Annotated in this window: 17 protein-coding genes and 1 riboswitch; of the genes, 8 read left to right on the top strand and 9 right to left on the bottom strand. The window is 65.2% G+C overall.

Annotated features, from left to right (window positions below):
* From DEM26_RS12575 to DEM26_RS12560, 4 genes are all read right to left on the bottom strand, one after another.
* Positions 1–972 carry an ABC transporter ATP-binding protein gene (locus tag DEM26_RS12575; protein WP_109172552.1) on the bottom strand — a complete coding sequence of 324 codons (972 nt, stop codon included), beginning with the start codon at positions 970–972 and terminating at the stop codon, positions 1–3.
* Positions 969–2855, bottom strand: a complete 1887-nt coding sequence (locus DEM26_RS12570) for a dipeptide/oligopeptide/nickel ABC transporter permease/ATP-binding protein (RefSeq protein WP_109172551.1) — start codon at positions 2853–2855, stop codon at positions 969–971. Before DEM26_RS12570 ends, DEM26_RS12575 begins: the two co-directional genes overlap by 4 nt.
* Positions 2852–3799, bottom strand: a complete 948-nt coding sequence (locus DEM26_RS12565; protein WP_075777258.1) for an ABC transporter permease — start codon at positions 3797–3799, stop codon at positions 2852–2854. Before DEM26_RS12565 ends, DEM26_RS12570 begins: the two co-directional genes overlap by 4 nt.
* 78 nt (positions 3800–3877) lie before the next feature.
* The gene (locus DEM26_RS12560) at positions 3878–5467 is read right to left on the bottom strand and encodes an ABC transporter substrate-binding protein (protein ID WP_088720597.1); all 1590 of its coding nucleotides are present in this window, start codon (positions 5465–5467) and stop codon (positions 3878–3880) included.
* Positions 5468–5514: 47 nt separating this feature from the next.
* Here DEM26_RS12560 and DEM26_RS12555 point away from each other — a divergent pair, with 47 nt between their 5' ends.
* Positions 5515–6276 (top strand): DUF1028 domain-containing protein, encoded by a 762-nt coding sequence (locus DEM26_RS12555; RefSeq protein WP_255415030.1) that lies wholly within the window; start codon positions 5515–5517, stop codon positions 6274–6276.
* A gap of 190 nt (positions 6277–6466) precedes the next feature.
* Here the strand turns inward: DEM26_RS12555 and DEM26_RS12550 are convergent, their stop codons facing one another.
* Complete coding sequence (locus DEM26_RS12550; protein ID WP_109172549.1) at positions 6467–7222, bottom strand: FadR/GntR family transcriptional regulator; 756 nt, start codon at positions 7220–7222, stop codon at positions 6467–6469.
* A 96-nt stretch (positions 7223–7318) separates the two neighbouring features.
* On the opposite strand from DEM26_RS12550, the gene DEM26_RS12545 reads away from it, so the two are divergent.
* From DEM26_RS12545 to DEM26_RS12535, 3 genes are all read left to right on the top strand, one after another.
* A complete protein-coding gene (locus tag DEM26_RS12545; RefSeq protein WP_109172548.1) occupies positions 7319–8539 on the top strand; it encodes a M20 family metallo-hydrolase in 1221 nt (406 codons plus the stop codon).
* Between the two features lie 200 nt (positions 8540–8739).
* Positions 8740–11106, top strand: coding sequence for a Tex family protein (locus tag DEM26_RS12540; protein WP_109172547.1), 2367 nt, complete (start codon positions 8740–8742; stop codon positions 11104–11106).
* A gap of 287 nt (positions 11107–11393) precedes the next feature.
* Complete coding sequence (locus DEM26_RS12535) at positions 11394–12332, top strand: cation diffusion facilitator family transporter (protein WP_109172546.1); 939 nt, start codon at positions 11394–11396, stop codon at positions 12330–12332.
* A gap of 61 nt (positions 12333–12393) precedes the next feature.
* Here DEM26_RS12535 and DEM26_RS12530 read toward each other — a convergent pair whose 3' ends face one another.
* From DEM26_RS12530 to DEM26_RS12515, 4 genes are all read right to left on the bottom strand, one after another.
* Positions 12394–13041, bottom strand: a complete 648-nt coding sequence (locus tag DEM26_RS12530) for an exopolysaccharide biosynthesis protein (protein ID WP_109172545.1) — start codon at positions 13039–13041, stop codon at positions 12394–12396.
* Positions 13042–13189: 148 nt separating this feature from the next.
* Positions 13190–14053, bottom strand: coding sequence for a glutathione-dependent disulfide-bond oxidoreductase (gene yghU, locus DEM26_RS12525; protein WP_109172544.1), 864 nt, complete (start codon positions 14051–14053; stop codon positions 13190–13192).
* Positions 14054–14388: 335 nt separating this feature from the next.
* On the bottom strand, positions 14389–14814 hold the full coding sequence (locus DEM26_RS12520) for a BLUF domain-containing protein (protein WP_158275121.1): 426 nt from the start codon (positions 14812–14814) through the stop codon (positions 14389–14391).
* 175 nt (positions 14815–14989) lie between these two features.
* A complete protein-coding gene (locus tag DEM26_RS12515) occupies positions 14990–15637 on the bottom strand; it encodes a 5-formyltetrahydrofolate cyclo-ligase (protein ID WP_109172542.1) in 648 nt (215 codons plus the stop codon).
* 433 nt (positions 15638–16070) lie between these two features.
* Between DEM26_RS12515 and DEM26_RS12510 the strand changes: the two genes are divergently transcribed.
* The 4 genes from DEM26_RS12510 to thiS all read left to right on the top strand — a co-directional run bounded on the left by DEM26_RS12510 (position 16071) and on the right by thiS (position 21674).
* Positions 16071–18428 carry a S8 family peptidase gene (locus DEM26_RS12510; protein ID WP_158275120.1) on the top strand — a complete coding sequence of 786 codons (2358 nt, stop codon included), beginning with the start codon at positions 16071–16073 and terminating at the stop codon, positions 18426–18428.
* Positions 18429–18511: 83 nt separating this feature from the next.
* Positions 18512–18632: riboswitch (TPP riboswitch) on the top strand.
* Between the two features lie 114 nt (positions 18633–18746).
* The gene (gene thiC, locus DEM26_RS12505) at positions 18747–20543 is read left to right on the top strand and encodes a phosphomethylpyrimidine synthase ThiC (RefSeq protein ID WP_109172540.1); all 1797 of its coding nucleotides are present in this window, start codon (positions 18747–18749) and stop codon (positions 20541–20543) included.
* The gene (locus tag DEM26_RS12500) at positions 20540–21508 is read left to right on the top strand and encodes an FAD-dependent oxidoreductase (RefSeq protein WP_109172539.1); all 969 of its coding nucleotides are present in this window, start codon (positions 20540–20542) and stop codon (positions 21506–21508) included. The genes thiC and DEM26_RS12500 overlap by 4 nt, the downstream gene beginning before the upstream one ends.
* On the top strand, positions 21477–21674 hold the full coding sequence (thiS, locus tag DEM26_RS12495) for a sulfur carrier protein ThiS (protein ID WP_109172538.1): 198 nt from the start codon (positions 21477–21479) through the stop codon (positions 21672–21674). The genes DEM26_RS12500 and thiS overlap by 32 nt, the downstream gene beginning before the upstream one ends.
* Position 21675: the final 1 nt, after the last annotated feature.

Here is a 21675-nt window from a genome sequence, read left to right as displayed (position 1 = left end):
TCAGAGGTGCCCGGGTGTCGGCAGGGGGTGATAGCAGGCGACCCTCTGATCGGCGCCCATTTCGGTCAGGGGCGGGGGAGCGCCGAGGCATTGCTCGCTCGCATAAGGACAGCGTTTTGCGAAGGCGCAGCCCTTCGGCGGATTGAGCGGGTTCGGCAGTTCCGCTTGGCCCTGCTCCGGGTCCGATAGCGCGCGACCGACTACGGGCGCACTTTCCGCCAGCAGCTTCGTGTAGGGGTGGCGCGGATGGGCGAAAATCTCCTCGGCCCGGCCTTCCTCGACCACCGAGCCAAAATAGAGAACCGCGATCCGGTCGCTGACCGCCTCGACCACTGCCAGATCGTGGCTGATGAACAGGTAGGTCAGTCCGAATTCGCGTTTCAGATCGGCCAGCAGGTTCAGCACCTGTGCCTGCACCGAGACATCGAGCGCGGAGACGGGTTCATCGAGGATCAGGATACGGGCCTGCGCCGCAAGCGCGCGTGCGATGCCGATGCGCTGCGCCTGACCGCCGGAGAACTCATGCGGATACCGATCGAGGAAATCGGCGCGCAGGTTCACGCTGTCGAAAATCTCGAGAATACGTTTCTCGCGCGCGGCGCGGTCCATTCCGTACAATAGCTTCAGCGGCGCATCCATGATCTGCCGGATCGTCTTGCGCGGGTTGAGACTGCTGATCGGGTCCTGAAATACATATTGGATGCGCTTGCCGAATTCGGCCGGGTCCGCGTTGTCGAGGGCCGAGCCCTCGATTTCGATCGTGCCTGTGGTGGGCGGCAGGAGGCCCACCAACATCCGCGCCAGCGTGGACTTGCCGCAGCCGGACTCGCCCACGATGCCGAGCGTCTCGCCTGTCTGCACGCTCAGCGTCATCGGGTGGACCGCTTTCACGGCTCCTTTCGTGCCGCCGAACAGCTTCTTGCCGACGGGGAAGGTCTTCGACAGGTCGGTGATCTGCAGGGCGATGCTCATGCGGTCTCCTCCGCGAAACGGGGCTCGGGATAGAGGCAGCGCACGGTGCGCGATCCGGTCCCCTCGAGCGGTATCTCGCCTTCTTTGCAGGCTGGTTGCGCCTTCAGACAGCGATCCGCAAAGGCACAGCCTGCCGGCAGATTGTCAACCGAAGGCGGCAGGCCCGGGATCGCCTCGAGCTTGCGTTTGCCCTCGCCCAGTTCGGGCACGCAGGCGATCAGGCGCGACGTGTAGGGGTGGGCGGGCGCGCGCAGGATCTCCATCGTCGGGCCTTCCTCGACGATCCGGCCCGCATACATCACCGCCACGCGGTCGCACAGCTGGGCCACGACGCCGAAATCATGGGTAATGAAAATGATCGCGAGCCCGCGTTCCCGCCGCAGATCGTCGAGCAGCGAAAGGATCTGCGCCTGCACCGTCACGTCGAGCGCGGTGGTGGGCTCGTCCGCGATGATCACGTCCGGGTCGTTGGCCAGCGCCATCGCGATGCCGACGCGCTGACGCATGCCGCCCGACATCTCATGCGGATAGCTGTCCACGCGGCTCTCCGCATTGGGGATGCGCACGGATTTCAGGAGTTCGATCGCCTTTTCGCGCCCTTCGGATTTCGAGATCGGGTGATGACACGAGATCGCTTCCACCAGTTGATCGCCAACTTTGTAGAGCGGGTGGAGCGTCGCCAGCGGGTCCTGGAAGATATAGGCGACGCGGCGACCGCGTAGACTTCGCAGATCGCCATAGCGCGCGCCGATCATGTCGCGGCCTTCAAGGCGTGCAGCGCCCCCGGTGATGACGCCGGGCGGTGACGCCACGAGCCCCATGATCGACAGTGCCGTCACCGATTTCCCCGAGCCGCTCTCGCCGATCACCCCGAGACATTCGCCAGGTTTGACCGAAAGCGAGACGCCCGAAACAGCCTTGTAGATGCGGTCCTTCACTTGGAACTGGGTGTGCAGGTCCTCGAGGCTCAGGATGCCGTCGGTCGGCTGTTCGGGCGCAGGACGGTCCTTGCGTTCAACGCGGGTCGCGGCCATCGGACGGCTCAGCGCGCCCGATTTCAGCCGCGGGTCGAGCGCGTCGCGCACGCCGTCGCCCAGCAGGTTGATGCTCATCACGATAATCAGGATCATGAGGCCGGGAAAGACCGAGGTATGCGGGTTGGTAATCAGCGCCGAGCGCGCCTCGCCCAGCATGCTCCCGAGATCGGCTTGCGGCGGCTGCGAGCCGAGGCCGAGGAAGCTCAGGCCGGCGGTCTCGAGGATCATCCAGCCGATCGTTGTGGACATCGCGATCACGATGACGGGCACCACGTTGGGCAGGACCTCCGAGGTGATGATGCGTGCATTGGACATGCCCGCGAGCTTCGCCGCATCGACGAATTCCTTATGTGCGAGGCCCACGGTGATGCCGCGGATGTTGCGCGCAAAGAAGGGGATATTGACCACCGCCACCGCGATCAACGCATTCACGAGGCCGGGGCCGAGAGCGGCCACGATCGCCAGCGCCAGCAGGATATACGGGAACGCCATCAGCATATCGACGGCGCGCATGATGATGTTGTCGGTCCGCCCGCCATAGAAGCCCGCGATGATGCCGACCGCAGCGCCCGCGACGGCCGCGAAAAGCGCGGCGGCAAAGCCCACGGCCAGCGACAACCGCGTGCCCCAGAGAAGCCGAGAGAGCAGATCGCGCCCCAATGCATCCGTGCCCAGAAACGCGCCCTCGGAAAACGGCGGCAGGAAGCGGTTCGCGGTGTTCGTCGCATCCGGATCGGCGAGCGGCAGCAGCGGCGTGATCAGCGCCATCAGAACCACCAGTCCCATCACGATCAGCCCCCCCAGCGCCAGACGGTTGCGCGCGAGAAGTTTGAAGAACGCGCTCATGTCTTGATCCTCGGGTCTAGAAGGCTCTGGGCGACATCGACGATGATGTTGAAGATGACATAGCAGCTGGCGACGAAGACGACGCCGCCTTGGACGAGCAGGATGTCGCGCTGCAAGATCGCATCGACCAGCATCCGCCCGATGCCGGGCCACTGGAAAACGATCTCGATATAGACCGCGCCCGACAGCACGAAGCCCGCCTGAATGCCCAGCACCGGAATGATCGAGACCATCGCCGCACGGAGCGCATGGCCCCAGATCACGCGGCCCTCTTTCACACCCTTGGCGCGCGCGGTGCGGATGAAATCCTGCCGCAGCACCTCCAGCATGGCCGAGCGCGACAGCCGCGCCACCACGCCGGTCGCCACTACCGCAAGTGCCAGCGCGGGCATCGTGAGATGATGGATCAGGTCGGGCAGGTCGCCGCCGCCATAGATCGCATACATCCCCGAGACCGGCAGCCATTGCAGGTCCACCGCAAAGATCAGGATCATCATCATTCCGAGGAAGAAGGACGGGATCGAGATGCCCAGAAGCACCACGAAGGTGATTGCCTTGTCGGCGAATCCATACTGACGCGCGGCCGAAATTACGCCTGCGAGAATGCCGAAAACCGTGCATAGAACGAAGGAGGTGCCCGCGAGGATCAGCGTGTTGTTGAACCGCTCCAGCACCTCGTCGATAACGGGACGGTTGAGCGAGAAGCTCTGCCCGAAATCGCCGTGGAGCATGTTCCCCAGCCAGATGAAATAGCGCGCCACCAAGGGCTGATCGAGGCCCAGATCGCGGTTCAGCCGCGCCACGTTCTCGGGGGTGGCATAGCTTCCAAGGATCGCGGTGGCCGGGTCGCCCGGGATCATCGCCATGATCAGGAAAACGATCACCGTGATCCCGAGGATCACCGGCACCGCCAGCAAGAGCCGTTTGAGGATATAGCTGCCCATTGGTCTCCCTTTGGGTGACGCGCAAAGGATGGAAAAAGGGGTGCGCGGGCCTGTCGTGGCCCGCGCACCCCGGAAAGATCAGGCCTTAGTCACGTCCTTGAGGAGCAGGAAGAACGAGGGCTGCAGCGTGAAGTCCGACACCTTGTCATTGGTCACCGCGTTCTGCTTCCAGTTCGCCACGAAGACCCAAGGCGCGTCGTCATGCACGATCTGCTGCATCTTCTTGTAGAGCTCGGCGCGCTTGGACTGATCGGTCGCGGTGCGCGCCTCTTCAAGCAGCTTGTCGACCTCGGGGTTCGAGTAATAGCCCGAGTTGAACCCGCCCTTGTCGGGCCAGGCATCGGTGCGCAGCGCAAGATAGGGCAGGGTGTCGGGGTCGTTCGTCATCCATGCCATCTCGGCCATGTCGACATGTTGCCCGTTCGAGTCGAGCCCCGGGTTCACCTTGCCTAGGAAGGTGTTCCACTCGAAGGTTTCGATCTTTGCGTTCAGCCCCACCGCCTTCAGGTCGGCCTGGATCGCGGTGCCCATCGCCACCGGGTCGAGCATCCCCGAGCCGCCATCGGTGACGTAGAAGGTCACCTCCGTGCCCTCGGCCACGCCAGCCTCTTTCAGAAGCGCCTTGGCTTTCTCCGGATCGTAGGGATAGGGGTCGAGGCTGTCGTCATGCGCCCAGGCGAAGGCCGCGGGCGTCGGGCCGTTGGCGACCGTCGCCGTGCCTTCGAGCACGTCGTTGACGATCGCTTCCTTGTTGATCGCGTAGTTCGCGGCCTGACGGGCCTTCTTGTCCTTGAACGGCCCCTTGGCGCAATCGAGGATCAGGAACCACAGATGCGGCCCCGCCTGCTCCACAAGGTGATACTTGTCGTTCTGGAACTCCTTGAGCGCCACGGGCGGCACCTCGACCATCAGGTCGATCCCGCCCGCCAGCATCTCGGCCACGCGGGTATTGGCATCCGTGATCGGGCGGAAGATGACCGCCTTTAGCGAGGTAGGCGTGTCCCAGTAGTCGGGGTTGCCCTCGACCACGACGGCCTCGTTGGGGCGCCATTCCTTGAAGGTGAAGGGTCCCGTGCCGACCGGGTTGCGGCCGAAATCCTTGTCGAATTTCTTCACCGCCGTCGGCGAGACGATCAGCCCCGTCGGATAGGCGAGGTTCGACAGGAAGGGCGCATAGGGCTCTTTCAGCGTGAACACCACGGTTTGGGGGTCTTTCGCGTCGATCGTGTCCACGCTCGAGAAGAAGAAAGCGAGCGGGAAGGGGCCGGTGTGGTAATAGGGGTGGTTCTCGTCGAGCATCCGCTCGAAGTTGAACTTCACCGCCTCGGCGTCGAAATCCGAGCCGTCATGGAATTTCACGCCCTGACGCAGATGGAACGTGTAGGTCTTGCCATCGTCGGAGATGTCCCAGCTCTCGGCGAGGGCCGGTTCGACTTCGAGCGTGCCGGATTTGTAGCGCACCAGCCCGTCATAGAGATTCATCAGGATGCGGAAGTCGTTCACAGCGGTGACGGCCGCCGGATCGAGCGCCTTGGGTTCCGCGATCTGGCCGACGACCAGAACGCCTGGCGGGGTCGCCGCCATCGAGGGCAGACCGGTTCCCATCAGGACGCCCGTCGCCACGCCCGAGATCAGAAGACCGCGCCGCGTAAGGGTGAGTTTCGTCATGTTACCTCTCCTGTTCAGCATGGCTGATTTTTATTGGTGATGATTGCATGAGGGCAAATTATCATGATAAATGCAAGAGCGCAGATCAACGGAGTTCCGCCGTGACGATATCAATTCTGGCATATGACGAAAAATCAGGCACCTTTGGCGGGGCGGCCATGACGGGCAGCCTGTGCGTCGGCGGCTGGGTGCTGCGCGGCGGGGCCGAATCGGGATTGTCGGCAAGCCAGGGCACCGCGCCATCGACACTCTGGGGCGAGGATGTGCTGGAGAAGATGAAGACAGGGATGTCCGCCGGCGACGCCGTGGCCCAGGTGACGGACCCGGATACCGGACGCGCCCACCGCCAACTGGCCGCGATCGATCTGCACGGGAACACGGGCCATTTTACCGGGGAAATGTCGGTTCCGGTCTGTGGTGCGCTGGAAGGGCCGGGCGTGGTGGTCTCGGGCAATATGCTCGCCGATTGGTCGGTAATCGCCGCGGTGCGCGATACCTACCTGTCAACGAAGGGCGCGATGCCCGACCGGTTGATGGCGGCCCTCGTCGCGGGCGCGCGGGCAGGGGGCGACAGTCGCGGCTTGCTCTCGGCAGCGTTGCTGGTTGCCTCGCGTGCAGTCACGCCGCTGACGCTGCGCATCGACCGCTCCGCCAAACCGCTCGAAGATCTGGCCGACCTGCTCGCCGCCGCCCGGGCCGAGCCCTATCACGGCTGGACGCGTGTCGTGCCGACCCTCGACGATCCCTATCGTGCACCCGATCTGGTCGAGCCCGAACCCCTCCCGCTGCCCGAGACCGGGACGGAATAGGTCGGAACTTGGCGCGGGGCGACCGGCCCCGAGCCGCGCCCAACCCTCCCCCCCCCCCCCGGAAGGGCGCATTGGCGGCGTTGGCGCAGGCATCACCGATTCTCGGATTTGCGAAAAAAGTCACTAAGCGACACGAGTTGCAAAGCGCCCACCCGAGGCTCGGGCGCGGCGCTCGGCGCGAAAACCCGCGTCACTCGGCGATGAACCGTTTCATCACCTCCGCCTCCTGCGCCTCCATGAAGCGCTGGGCGGTGGCCATGTGATCGGCCATGATCTTGCGGGCGTCCTCGGCGCGGCCCTCGCGCAGGGCGTCGATCAGGGCGATCTGGTGGTTGCGCCCGCTCTCCCAAAGCTCGCGATTGGGCGGGGCGTATAGTTTTTTGTAGACCGTCAGGTCCGACAGGATCTGCGCCATGAAGCGGATCAGGAAGGACAGGAGCGGATTGTCTGAATGCCTTGCCAGCGCTGCGTGGAACTGCAGAGATTGCACATGCTGCTCGCGTTCTTCCTCGGGCGTGGATGCAGGGACGGAGTAGCGCGCGACCAGCGCTTCCAGCTCGGCCAGATCGTCGGGGGCCAGCCTGCCGGCAAGACTAGCCGCCACCTCGGGCTCCAGCGCACGGCGGATCTGGTAGATATCCGCGACGGTGAGATCCTTGAAATAGAAGTAGTTGCCGAGAAGCGCTCTGGCGCGTTCTTCGCTGACTTCCCCCACGAATGAACCGCCGCCCGGCCCGGTGCGCGTGGTCACCAGTCCCTGGGCCTCCAGCAGTCGCATCGCCTCCCGGATCGTGCCCTTGGCCATGCCGAACCGTTCGATCATCTCCGTCTCGCCAGGCAGGCGATCGCCCTTCTTCAGGCGCTGCGCGACAACCCAGTCCTTGATCTGATCGGCGACGCGGGCGGGGCGAGAGCGTCTCGGTTCGGTGGCGGGCTTGCGGGGCATCGGATCTCTGTTGGGGAAACACACTGGCGTTTCTCCTAGACCAATTCACATCAAAAGAGTAGACAACTATTTATCATGATAAATAGAGGTGGTGCCATGCAGGATTGGGGTGCAGTAGCGCAAGAGCGGCTGGAGACGATCGCGAAAGTTTCCGAGCCCGGTCCCGGCGTGACCCGGCTGCCTTTCGGTCCCGAGCACGAGGCGGCGCTGGAGATCATCACGGATTGGATGCAGAAAGCGCGCTGCAAGGTCACGCTCGATGCGGCGGGCACGCTGATCGGGCGGAAGGAAGGGCCTGAGGGGGCACCCACGCTGCTGATCGGCTCTCATCAGGACAGCGTGCGTCACGGTGGTGCGTTCGACGGGATCATGGGGGTGGCGCTGGGATGCCTGGCGCTCGAGGCGATTGGCGATCGAGCGCTGCCGTTTTCCGTGGAAGTGCTGGCCTTCGCTGATGAGGAAGGCGTGCGTTTCCCGACCGCGCTGATCGGACCGCGCGCCTTGGCCGGCACGCTCGACCCGTCCGTTTTCGCGATGGTGGACAAGACGGGCGTAAGCCTCGGCGCGGCGCTCGAGGCCTTTGGCGGAGACCCGGAGGGCACGGCGGCGCTGGCGCGCGATCCGGTCAGTGTCGCGGGCTATGTGGAGTTGCATATCGAACAGGGCCCGGTGCTTGAGGGCGAAGACAAGCCGCTCGGCGTCGTCACCGCGATTTCCGGGATCGAGCGGCATCGCGTCACGATCACCGGCGAGGCGGGACATGCGGGCACCGTGCCGATGGAGATGCGCCACGACGCGCTGCTGGCAGCCTCGAATCTGGTGCGCGGCGTGCACGATATGGCGCGCGATCACGGTATCCGGGCGACGGTCGGGCAGCTCGATGTCTCGCCCAACGTGGTCAACGCGATTCCCGCGCGGGTTGATCTGACTATCGAGATCCGCGCCGCCGAAGACCCGGCCCGTGCCGCAATGGGCGCGGCGCTTGGCCCGCTCTGCGCGCAGATCGCGGAGGCGACGGCTACGCAGATCGAGATCGAGAAGACCTATGCGCAGCCCGCCCAAGCCTGCGATGCAGCGCTGCGAGAGGGGCTCGCCGCAGCTGTGCGCAACGTGACCGGAGAGGCCGCGCCGGAGCTGCCCTCGGGGGCCACGCATGACGCTTCCGCCATGGCCGATCTCTGTCCGATCGCGATGCTGTTTTTGCGCTGCAAGGGCGGGATCAGCCATAACCCGGCCGAATATGCGAGCGCCGGCGATATGGGGCAGGCGGTCTCCGCGCTGGCCGCTTTCCTGTCCGATTTTCGTCTCAAGGCCTGAAACGGAGTCCCGAACCACGCTAACTGCGTCGGATGAAAAGCCTTCGCGACAAGAGGCGCAGCCAATCTCCCTGCAAACCCCCATATCGAACCGATCCGTCCGTCAACAGACCAGCGCAATCCGGCCCGCCCCCGGCCTTGCCCCTTTTCCCCGCTCGAGGAGGCGGGTATTGCTGGCGGCCCGACTTTCAGGAGACAGCCTTGGCCCACACCGATTCCGCCCCCGTCCAAGCCCGCATCGCGCAGACCATTGCCACGGATATCGCGGCGCAGCCCGCGCAGGTGACCGCGGCGATCGGGCTTCTCGATGGCGGGGCGACCGTGCCCTTCGTGGCTCGCTACCGCAAGGAGGTCACGGGCGGGCTCGACGATACGCAGCTGCGGACGCTCTCGGAACGGCTGGGTTACCTGCGCGAGATGGAGGCGCGGCGCGAGACGATCCTCAACTCGATCCGCGCGCAGGGCAAGCTGACCGACGATCTGGCGCGCTCGATCGCGCGGGCCGAAAGCAAGGCGGCGCTCGAGGATATCTACCTGCCCTTCAAGCCCAAGCGCCGCACCAAGGCGATGATCGCGCGCGAGAACGGGTTGGAGCCGCTGTTGCGCGCCATTCAGGAAGACCGGCACGCCGCGCCTGAAGTGCTGGCGGAAGAATACGTGACCGAGGCGGTGCCGACGGTGAAGGACGCCCTGACCGGCGCGCGCGACATCCTGACCGAGGAACTGTCGGAAAACGCCGAGCTGCTTGGCAATTTGCGCGATTTCATGCGCGCCGAGGCCTTCATCGCCGCGCGCGTCGTGCCGGGCAAGGAAGAGGCGGGCGCGAAGTTTTCGGATTACTTCGACCATCGCGAGAAATGGGCCGACATTCCCGGCCACCGGGCACTCGCCATCCTGCGCGCCGCGAAGGAAGAGATCGTGACGATGGAGATCGCGCCCGATCCGGAGACCGGTGAAGACCGCGCGATCGGCAAGATCGCAGCGACCCTCGACACGCAGGCCGGACGCCCGGGCGATCTGTGGCTGCGCGACGTGGCGCGGTGGGCGTGGCGGGTGAAATTCTCGGTCTCACTCTATGTCGATCTGCTGGGCGAGCTGCGTCAGCGCGCCCATGACGAGGCGATCAAAGTCTTCGCGCGCAACCTGCATGACCTGCTGCTGGCTGCCCCGGCCGGTCCGCGCGCGACGCTCGGCCTCGATCCGGGCATCCGCACCGGGGTGAAGGCGGCGGTGGTCGATGCGACCGGCAAGCTTCTGGAGACCGCGACGCTCTACCCGTTCCAGCCGAAGATGGATCTGCGCGGCGCCGAGGCGAAGATCATCGACATGGTCAAGCGCCACGGGATCGAGCTGATCGCGATCGGCAACGGCACCGCCAGCCGCGAGACTGAACGGATGGTTGCGGATACCCTGAAGCTGCTGCCGCCGGGTGTGCGCGCACCGACGAAAGTGGTGGTCTCGGAAGCCGGGGCGTCGGTCTATTCGGCTTCGGAACTGGCCGCGCGCGAATTCCCCGATCTGGATGTCAGCTTGCGCGGCGCGGTCTCGATCGCGCGGCGCTTGCAGGACCCGCTCGCGGAACTCGTGAAGATCGAACCGCAGAGCATCGGCGTCGGGCAATATCAGCACGACGTGGATCAGCGCCGCCTGTCGCAGGCGCTGGAGGCGGTCGTCGAGGATGCGGTGAACGCGGTGGGCGTGGACCTGAACATGGCCTCCGCGCCGCTTCTGGCGCAGGTGGCGGGGCTTGGTCCCGCGCTGGCTCAGGCCATCGTCGCGCATCGCGACGCGCATGGCGCCTTCCCCTCGCGCCGCGCGCTGATGGAAGTGGCGGGGCTCGGCCCCAAAGCCTTCGAGCAATGCGCGGGCTTCCTGCGTATCCGCGATGGCGAAGAGCCGCTCGATGCCTCGTCCGTCCACCCCGAAGCCTACGCGGTCGCGCGCCAGATCGTGCAAAGCTGCGGCCGCGACATCCGCGAGATCATGGGCCAGCCGACGGCGTTGAAAGGCCTGCGTGCAGAGCAGTTCGTGACCGACGAGTTCGGCCTGCCCACCATTCGCGATATCTTCGCGGAACTGGAAAAACCCGGTCGCGATCCGCGCCCCACCTTCAAGACCGCGCAATTCACCGACGGGGTCGAGGACATCAAGGATCTCAAGCCGGGTATGAGCCTCGAGGGCACCGTGACCAACGTCGCAGCCTTTGGCGCTTTCGTGGATATCGGCGTGCATCAGGACGGTCTGGTGCATGTCAGCCAGCTCGCCGATCGCTTCGTGAAGGATCCCCATGAGGTGGTGAAGGCGGGCGACGTGGTGCGCGTGCGCGTGACCGAGGTCGACATCCCGCGCAAACGGATCGGCCTGTCGATGCGCAAGCAATCCGAGGGCGGCGCTCCTGCGCGGGGCAACGGCCCGGCGCGGCAAGACAAGGGGCAGGATCGGGGTAAACCCGGCCCGCAAGGCCCCCGTGGCAAAGGGGCCGGCAAGGGGCAAGGCAAGGCGCCAGCAAAAGACAGCGGCAATGGTGCCTTCGGCGCGGCGCTGCGCGATGCGATGAACCGGCGCTGAATCCGGGCAGGCGGGGCAGGGCGTGAGGCGCGGCTGTCTCGCGGGTCTATGCTATGCTCGCGGAAGGCTCCGCGGGACGAAATGACCACGGAGCCTCCGCCTGCAGCACGCCTTTCGCAAAGTGGCGTCATCGCGAGGCTTCGCTCGCCGTCTCCACCAGGCTATGCGAACCTTTGCCATGGCTCCGCGCCCGATGCGCCACGGGGCCGGACCCAGGCCAAGGAACCTTCGGCCCCTTCCGTCGTTGCCTCCACGAGCTCAGCAGCAACGCCGGAACACGCGCCGACATGGCACACGACCACAGTCACAGCCACGACCATGGACATGGCGGACCGGGGCATTCTCATGCGCCGGCGACATTCGGCAAGGCGTTTGCCATCGGCATTGCACTGAATACGCTCTACGTCTGTCTTGAGGCCGCCTTCGGTCTGATCTCGGGCTCGCTCGCGCTGCTGGCCGATGCCGGGCATAACCTGTCGGACGTGTTCGGCCTCGCCATCGCCTGGTTCGCGACCTGGCTGGAGCGCAAGCCGCCCTCGGGACGCAAGACCTATGGCTACAAACGCGCGCCGATCCTCGCCTCCCTGGCGAATGCGGTCATCCTTCTGGTCGCGGTCGGCGCCATCGTCTGGGAGGCCGTTCGCCGCCTGCTCGACCCGCAGCCCGTGGGCAGCGACACCATCCTCTGGGTCGCCGTGGTGGGGCTGATCGTCAACACCGGCACCGCCCTTCTGTTCATGCGCGGCCGCAACAGCGACCTCAACATCAAGGGCGCCTTCCTGCACATGGCCGCCGACGCCGCCGTCACCGCAGGTGTGATCGTCGCGGCGCTGCTGATCATGTGGTTCGGCTGGCAATGGCTGGACCCGGTTTTCAGCTTGGTGATCGCCGCGGTGATCCTGGTGGGCACATGGGGCCTGCTGCGCGACAGCGTGAAGCTGGCGATGGATACCGTGCCTCCGGGGATCGATCTGGAGGACGTGCGGGCCCGGCTGGAGAACCTGCCCGGTGTCGCCAGCCTGCACGATCTGCACGTCTGGGCGCTGAGCACGACGGACACGGCCCTTACCTGCCACCTGGTGATGCCGGAGGGTCGGCCCGATGACGCTTTCCTGCTGAACGCGGCCGATGAGCTGCACGAACATCACGGGATCGGACACGCTACCTTGCAAGTCGAGACAGACCCCACCAAGGCCTGTCGCCTTGCGCCCGAGGACGTGGTGTAGGCGGAGGCGGGGGAGGCCGGATCAAGCGATCCTTGGCCCGAACTGGTGCTGCGATTGCGGCTCAGAGCATCAGCCAGACGGCGCCGCCAGCGATCAGGAGCAATGCGTAACCGACGGCCACGATCACCCCGTCACGCGCCAGAATCCCAAGCGAGAACGCCGCGATCGGAAGCCCGACCAAGGGAACCGTTACCGGGATGGCCCCGAGGATAAGCAAGGATCCCCCGGTCACGATGAGGATCACCGCGATCGCGGAGATCGAGACGTTGCCGCGGGCGAGGGGCTCCCATCTGCGATGCATATGCCTGCGCAACCAGTCAGCGGCCGGACGCAGTCTTTCGGCCGCCTTGCGAACGCGGTCCGCCGGGATCTCGCGTTTGGCCAAGAAGCCCGGCAACCAGATGCCGTTTCGACCGAGGAGCGTGTAGAACCCGATAAGCGCGACCAGAGTCCCGAGCGCACCGCCAATGCCGGGGATCATGCCGACCGGGAGGATCATGAAGATCGCGGCGATCATCAGCAGCGGCGCATGGCCCTGCGAGCCGATTTCCCTGGTCAGTTCGCCGAGCGTAATGGTCTCTTGCCCCTCGGTGAGCCGCTGCAGCCGCTCGATCATTGTCGGGACAGCTTCGGGCCCCGCTTGAGCGTCATTCGAGGTCGCCGCGGACCTGTCCGCGTGGCTTGCCGATGGTTCGATCTTCTTGCTCATTCAGAAACAACAGGTCCGGAGGCCGCGTGTTCCCTAAGACAGGCCTCGTGCCGGTCGGTTTCGTGGCGATCGCGTTCATATCGCTTCATGCAAAGGCCCCGGCGCGACAGTTGCGCCGGGGCCAAATCATCCAAAACGGGTCGGTCGCTCAGACCTTGTCTTGGGTCTTCGTCTCGAAGTCGCGCGCGGAATGGCGTTCGTGGAGTTGGTCCGCCGGATCGCCGTTCGTGCGGTTGACCATTCGGCCCCGCTTCACCGCAGGACGTTCGAAAATCGTGTCGGCCCAACGTAGCACGTTCTTGTATTCATGCACCGACAGGAACTCCGCCGCGTCATAGAGCCATCCCTTCACCAGCCCGCCATACCACGGGAAGACCGCGATATCGGCGATGGTGTACTCGTCGCCCCCCAGATAGGCCGTTTCGGCGAGGCGGCGGTCGAGAACGTCGAGCTGGCGTTTGACCTCCATCGCGAAGCGGTTGATCGGGTATTCCATCTTGGTCGGCGCGTAGGCGTAGAAATGCCCGAAACCTCCGCCCAGATAGGGCCCGCTGCCCATCTGCCAGAACAGCCAGGACAGGCATTCGGCGCGCTTGGCCGGCTCGGTCGGCAGGAACGCCCCGAATTTCTCGGCCAGATAGGTCAGGATCGCACCGGATTCGAAGACCCGGATCGGCTCGGGGCCGGAGCGGTCCATCAGGGCCGGGATCTTGGAGTTCGGGTTGATCTCGACGAAGCCGGAGCTGAACTGGTCACCCTTGCTGATATCAATCAGCCAGGCGTCGTATTCCGCGTCCTCGTGACCAAGTTCGAGAAGCTCCTCGAACATGATCGTCACCTTCTGACCGTTGGGAGTCGCGAGGGAATAGAGCTGGAAGGGATGCTCGCCCACGGGCAGCGACTTGTCACGGGTCGGCCCCGCAATGGGGCGGTTGATGCTGGCGAAACGTCCGCCGCTTTCCTGAGACCAAGTCCATACCCGGGGAGGCACGTAATCGTCGCTATCACTCACCTTGAAATCTCCGTCTTGTTGGTGCGTCAGGCTCGGCAATGCACAGCCGGACGCCGCAATTCCATCGGCACGACGATCTTCCGACCGGCGCCCCGTTTCTGTCTCTCCGCCTTCGCATCGCCTCGAAGAGTCCTCGTAGACATAGCGGGACTTTGGCGCTGTCCAAGGAAAGAGCCGGGAAGATCCGTGTGATCCGCGCGCTATGACCTTCCTCGGGGCGGTGGCCCCGGTCTGCGGATGTCGCTCACTGGGGCGTGACGAACCTTTTGAGATGGAGGCGCGGACGCCTCAACGAAGGCTGGTATCTTCGGAACGATCGGCGAGGTCGTTCCCTGCTAGGCGGCGATTTCTTCCCAGTCGTCTTTCGACAGAACCTTGCAGAGATCCTCAATGGCCGCTTGTGTCATCTTTTCCGGTGCGAAGCTGCCGTCGATTTCGTAGCGGCTCAGGATCTCCCGTTTTATCCCGGACGTCTGGATCAGGTGCATGCTCCATCCCGCGAAGAGGCGATGTTCCGCGTCCCCTGCACATAAGATACGGATATCGTCGTGCCGAGGATCGCCCAGCAGGCGGAGCAGACATTTTGCGACCGCGTCCCGCTCACCCTCGAGAAGTTGCATGAAACTGCGATCACTGACGATCAGGGCGCCCGTGATGCCATCACGCAAATTATTGATGCGGGATTTCTCGAGGATATCGTCGACGGTTTCAGGCTGCAGATCGCGGTGCCTGGATGAATAGACAAGTCTGGTCAACTGCAAGATGCAAACCCTCCGGCATTTTCGTTTTTTTTAGACCGAATGCTCGCGCGCGCCGACGCTGTCAAGCGCCATGGCTGCGCACGTCCCCGCTGAACGCGCTGAATGTCGCGGGCTGCCGATCGTGGCGATCGGTGAACGTTGAGGGGGGCACCTGACAGGCAGATACTCCAGCGCGCTACCTCTTCAGGTGCGTCCCGTCTGACAAGAGCGCCTCGTCCATCGGCACGTCCCAGGGCATCGGATAGATCGTGGGTAGTTGGCAGCCCGCAAACCCGACGCCGATGGTCCGCGGCGACGTCTCGATCCGTGCCAGCGTCCGGTCGTAATAGCCACCGCCGTTGCCGAGGCGGTGAAGGGTCTCGTCGACACCCACGAGCGGCGCGATCACCACGTCCGGGCGTCTGGGTTCGCCAGAAGCCGGCACGAGGATGTTCCAGATGCCGCGCGCCATCCGGCAGTCCGGGCTCCAAGTGTGGAATTCCAGCGGCGCATCTTTCGCGGTGACGACGGGCAACAGGATCTGCGTCCCTGCCTCGTGGACCCTGCACATCCACGGTCGCAGGTCCGGCTCGCCCCGGATCGGCCAATAGACGGCGACGGTCCGGCCCGCTCGGGGGGCGACGATCCGGTCGAGACCTTCGATCAGGCAGGCGGTCGCGCGCTCTCGATCGTCCGCGCACAGGGTGCGCAACTTGAGCAGCCGCGCGCGCTCGGCCCGTCTGAACCGCGCCACGTCGCGGGCGGTCTCGGGATCGACGGGGTGACCGTCGACCAGCAGATGGGCGAAGCAGGCGGGGCTGCCTCCGGCGCTGTCCTCTTCCATCGTCAAGCCATCCCTGCGTGCTGCGCCCTCGATAGTCGGACCCGCGCGCCGGATTTTCAAGCACGCCTCGCGGCGACCGCGCCGGAAGGGCACCGTTCAGACCTGCTGACCACTGGCGACGGGCTTCAATTATTCGTGTTCGGCGTTTTTCCGACAGGCACCCTTTCGCGATTTCGGTCATAAGGCGTTCGCGAAGGCGATATCGGGACATTCGGCGAAGGATCGTCGGCACCTCGTTCGCCTCAAAGTGACCCCCCTTACGAGTTCTCGGTGGCGCGATAGATCGCCGTCAACAAATCCCGACGTGTTGGATTGGCACCGGAAACAGGCGCTGTCGACGCGCGTGGGGACGTACAGGAACGCAGCTCCCATGCCGGCAAAGATGACCGGAATATCCTCTCAACGGGCTGAATTTTCAGCGAAAGGGCTTTTGATGAAAGGCGGATATTTGCTGGCGGCGACGGCTTTGACGTCGCTTGTCGTGACCGCGGCCCATGCGCGGGACCTCAGCGAGCGCATCCGGCTGGCGGGCCGTGCGACGGTCTCCTACGGGCTGGTGCAGGACCGTCCCGCGGCGCCCGGCGCCTCTTCGCTGGGAATCGCCGCGAATTCCACTACGGTGACCGGCTCCAACAGCATGCTGCTTCTCTTGGGTCTCGGAGCGGTGGGGCTGGCCGCGGCTGCGGGGGCGGGCGGCGGAGGTTCCTCGGGTTCTTCGGGCGCGAGCGACACACAGCCGCCATCGCCGGGCATTGCGCCGCGTCTTGGGACCGGCGGCAGCGTCAGCAGCTTCGAGACCAAGGAATATTACGCGAGCGGCGGTCTCGCTCAGACCGAGGCGGCGTATCGTTATGCTGAAGGGGCCTACGGGTTCGGCACACTCGTGTCGGTCTACGACACCGGGGCGGATGTGACCCATCCCGATCTCGCCGACAATATCGATGGTGCCCTCTCCTACAGCTATTTCGACAACAGTTCCGATGTCGCCGACACGGACGGGCACGGCACGCACGTGGCCGGGATCATCGCCGGTGTGCAGAACGGGCAGGGGATCGAGGGGATCGCCTGGGGGTCCAACTTGATGATCCTGAAAGGCGTCGGAGGCTCGGTTCGCGCGGGCAGCTATGCGGATGCGATCACGCGGTCGGTCAAGGCCGGGGCCGCCTCGATGAACAACAGCTGGTCCTATGTGGACAGCACGGACAAGACGCTTACGATCGACCAGTTTTCGAGCGCCGACCAGATCCGTCTGCAGCTCGGGTCGGCCACGATCGACGCGCTCGATGCAGCCGCGAAAGCGGGCATGGTCAGCGTGTTCGCTGCGGGTAACGACGGCGGCGCCAATCCCAGCGTGATGGCCGGCCTGCCGGAATACTTCCCGGAAATGGACGGCTCGATCCTCGGCGTCGTGGCCGTCGACAGCAACCATCAGATCGCGAGCTTTTCCAACCGCTGCGGCGAGGCGATGAATTACTGCCTCGCGGCGCCGGGCGTGAACATCCTCTCGACCTATCCGAGCGATCTCGGCGGCGATTACGCCTACATGAGCGGGACTTCCATGGCGACGCCCTATGTCACCGGCGCGGTCGCGGTGCTCAAGAGCGAATTCCCCGAGCTGACAGGTCAGCAAATCGTGCAGATCCTCGAGACCAGCGCGACCGATCTCGGCGCGGTCGGAATCGACCCGGTTTATGGCTGGGGAGAGCTCAATCTGCGGCAGGCACAGGCACCTGCCGGGACGCTGAAGGTCGAGACGACCAGCTCTCTCGACGGCCCCTCCGTGCCCGCCGCCCTAAGCGCGATCAACGCAAGCCGCGGCGTGGCCGGGGCGCTGCGCGCGACGCTCTCCAACCAGCGAATGATCGTCACCGATGCCTTTGATCGGGGCTATCATGTGCCGACCAGCAGCTTCGTGGCGGATTACGCGGATGCCAGCGCCGCCCGAGCCGCGACGGAAGCCTTCGCGATGGGACGGACGGATGCGATCAATCTGAGCGCGGGCACCGGCACCTTGTCACTGTCGCGCGGCGACGGTTCCGCGATTGCCGGAACAGGCTGGGTCGACAGCGCCGCGATGGCCGCGCCATACCTGAAATCTTTCGATGCCACATCCGCGCTGCATTACGAAATCGGCCTCGGCGACGGGCTGTCGGCGTCGATTTCGCAGGCAGGCGGCGGGGCTGGAGATATCACCTCGCATTACATCGCCGGCTCGCTCAGTGCCCGGTTTGGCGTTGGCAAGCTCTCGATGACCGTCGGCAGCCTGCATGAAGACGGCGGCTTCCTGGGAACCTCGGTGGGCGGCGCGTTCGGTGGCGGCCTGTCCAGCGATACCCGCTTCGTTCAGCTCGGCATGAACGTCGCCCTCGGTGACGGCACCTCTCTCGCGTTCACCGCGGCCAATGGCAGTTCGAACTTCTCCGGAGACGGTTTGCTTCGCTCCGGCAGCGGGCTGCACTCGAACGCCTATGCCTTGGGCCTGACAAAGCGAGGGTTTCTGTCCGGCGATGATCGTGTCTCCATCGGGATTTCGACGCCGATCTCGCTTGCCTCGGGCAAGATGACGATGAGCGTGCCGACCGCCGTCGGGGCCGCCGTCGGAAACACGCGCTCCGACAAGGTGGTGATGACGGCCTCCTCGGTGAATATCGAAAGCGCAGCACCCGAGCCCGACCTTCAGTTCGGCTATTCGCGCACGGCCGGGATCGGTCGTCTCGGCGCGGGGCTTGTCTACGAACCCGGGCAGCGTTCCGCGATGGGGGTTTCGCTGGGATGGACGGCGCGCTTTTGAACCGCTGACGCCGGGCGCGCCGATCACGACCGCCGGAAGTCGCGCGGACGCGCCTTGCCAGGTTCGAACTTGGCTCCTACAACAGGATCACGCAGGGGAGTCCCGCTTAGGGGACTGAGAGGCTGACAGGGTGAAAACCCGGTGACGCGACCCTTTGAACCTGACCCAGTTGATACTGGCGTAGGAAGCTAGGCGCGCAGACCGGGAAGAGTCTTTCTATCGTTGCGGGCCATGACAAAAGGCCGTTCGGCCTTTGGTTTCCCAAGCGTCTCTCAATTGGTGTCCTCTGAGATCGAATGCTTGAGGAGCACCGAAACGATGAACATTCCCAACCCCACGATCACCACCGGTCCGCTGCCGGCGTCGCGCAAGATCTACGTCGAGGGCGCTTTGCATGAAGGTCTGCGCGTGCCGATGCGCGAGATCGCCATGCACCCCACTGCCGGGGAAGCACCGCTGCCGGTCTATGACAGTTCGGGCCCTTACACCGACCCCGAGGTCACGACCGATATCAATGCCGGTCTCGCGCCGCTGCGCCGGGCATGGATCGAGGCGCGCGGCGATGTCGAGAGATATACCGGGCGCGATGTCCGACCCGAGGATAACGGCTTTGCCGAAGGGGCGCGGCTGACGCCGGAATTCCCGGTCAGGCGGCAACCGATGCGGGCCAAGGGCGACCGCGCGGTGACGCAGCTGGCCTATGCCCGCGCAGGCATCATCACGCCCGAGATGGAGTTCGTCGCGATCCGCGAGAACCAGCTGCGCGAGGCCGTGGGACCGCGCGACGGGCAGGACTGGGGCGCGAACCTGCCCGATTACGTGACGCCGGATTTCGTGCGCGACGAGATCGCCGCAGGCCGCGCGATCATCCCGGCCAATATCAACCACCCGGAAGCCGAGCCGATGATCATCGGGCGCAATTTCCTCGTGAAGATCAACGCCAACATGGGCAACTCGGCCGTCACCTCCTCGATGGAGGAAGAGGTCGACAAGTTGGTCTGGGCGATCCGCTGGGGCGCCGACACCGTGATGGACCTCTCGACCGGGCGCAACATCCACAACACCCGCGAATGGATCATCCGAAACAGCCCCGTGCCGATCGGGACCGTGCCGATCTATCAGGCGCTGGAGAAGGTGAACGGGATCGCCGAGGACCTGACATGGGAGGTCTTCCGCGACACGCTGATCGAACAGGCCGAGCAGGGCGTCGACTACTTCACGATCCATGCAGGGGTGCGTCTGCACATGGTGCCAATGACGGTGGAGCGCGTGACCGGGATCGTCAGCCGGGGCGGCTCGATCATGGCGAAATGGTGCCTGCATCACCACAAGGAGAGCTTCCTCTACGAGCATTTCGAAGAGATCTGCGACATCTGCCGCCGCTACGACGTCTCGTTCAGCCTCGGCGACGGGCTGCGGCCGGGCTCGATCGCGGATGCCAATGACGCTGCGCAATTTGCTGAGCTGGAGACGCTGGGCGAACTGACGAAGATCGCCTGGGCGAAGGACTGTCAGGTGATGATCGAGGGGCCCGGTCATGTGGCCATGCACAAGATCAAGGAGAACATGGACAAGCAGCTGGAGTGCTGCCACGAAGCGCCGTTCTACACGCTCGGTCCGCTGACCACGGATATCGCGCCGGGTTACGACCACATCACCTCGGGGATCGGGGCGGCGATGATCGGTTGGTTCGGCTGCGCGATGCTGTGCTACGTCACGCCGAAGGAACATCTGGGCCTGCCCGACCGCGACGACGTGAAGACTGGCGTGATCACCTACAAGATCGCCGCCCATGCCGCCGATCTGGCCAAGGGGCTGCCCGGCGCGCAGCGGCGCGACGATGCGTTGAGCCGTGCGCGTTTCGAGTTCCGCTGGGAAGACCAGTTCAACCTCTCGCTCGACCCCGATACCGCCCGCGAATTCCACGACGAGACGATGCCGAAAGAGGCCCACAAGGTCGCGCATTTCTGCTCCATGTGCGGGCCCAAATTCTGCTCGATGCGGATTTCGCACGACATCCGCGCCGAGGCGCAGAAAGAGGGGATGGAGAGCATGGCCGCCAAGTTCCGCGAAGGCGGGGAGCTTTATGTGCCCCTCAAGGGGTCGGGCGAATGATCACCATCGCAGGCGGCGGCCTCGCGGGGCTGTCCTCGGCGCTCGAACTGGCGCGCGCCGGGGCTGCGGTGCGGGTCTTCGAGGCGGCAGAGGAGATCGGGGCGGGCAGCGTGTCACGCTATGCGGGCGGGATGCTGGCGCCGTGGTGCGAAGCCGAAAGCGCCGAAGAGGCAGTGGTCACGCTGGGCGCGCGCGCGGCAGACTGGTGGGCCGAGATCACGCCGGTCACGCGGCGCGGCACGCTGGTCCTCGCCCCTCCGCGCGACAGTGCGGAACTGACGCGCTTCGCCCGCCGCACCTCCGGCCATCGCACGCTCGATCAGGCGGCGATCACAGAGATGGAGCCGTCCCTCGCGGGGCGGTTCGCACGCGGGCTGTATTTCGCGGAGGAGGCGCATCTCGACCCGCGCCGCGCGCTGCGCGATCTGGCGCGGGCCGCGCGTGACGCCGGGGTCGAGATCGTGTTGGGAACCACGGCCCCCGCGCAGGTGGATCTCGATTGCACCGGCTTTGCCGCCGACCTGCCTGACCTGCGCCCGGTGCGCGGCGAGATGGCCATCCTGCACTGCCCGGAGGTCGAGATCACCCGCACCTTGCGCCTGCTGCACCCGCGCATCCCGCTCTATCTCGTGCCGGGCGGGCAGGGCGTCTACATGATCGGCGCGACGATGATCGAAAGCGCCGCGACGCGCCCGATCACGCTGCGCTCGCTGACCGAAATGCTCAGCGCCGCTTTCACGCTGCATCCCGGCTTTGCCGAGGCGAGCGTGATCGAGACCGGGGCAGGGCTGCGCCCGGCCTATCCCGACAACCTGCCCCGCCTCGAGAGGCACGGCGGGACGCTTCATCTCAACGGGCTTTATCGCCACGGCTTCCTGCTTGCGCCTGCGATGGCGGCCCGTGTCACGCAACATTTCTTTCCGGAGGGCTCCGATGCAGCTCATCGTCAACGCGAAACCGCATGAGATTGCCGCGCAGGACCTCGCAGCCGCGCTGGCAGAGCTGGGCTTTGCCAATCCCGCCATCGCCACCGCGCTGAACGGAGAGTTCGTGCCCCGGGCCAACCGCGCGGCGACGCGGCTCACCGAAGGCGACCGGCTCGAAGTGCTCGCACCGATGCAGGGGGGCTGAG

The organism is Thioclava sp. NG1 (assembly GCF_003122275.1).
GTDB lineage: Bacteria > Pseudomonadota > Alphaproteobacteria > Rhodobacterales > Rhodobacteraceae > Thioclava > Thioclava nitratireducens.
This window is presented reverse-complemented; position numbering and strand designations above follow the sequence as displayed.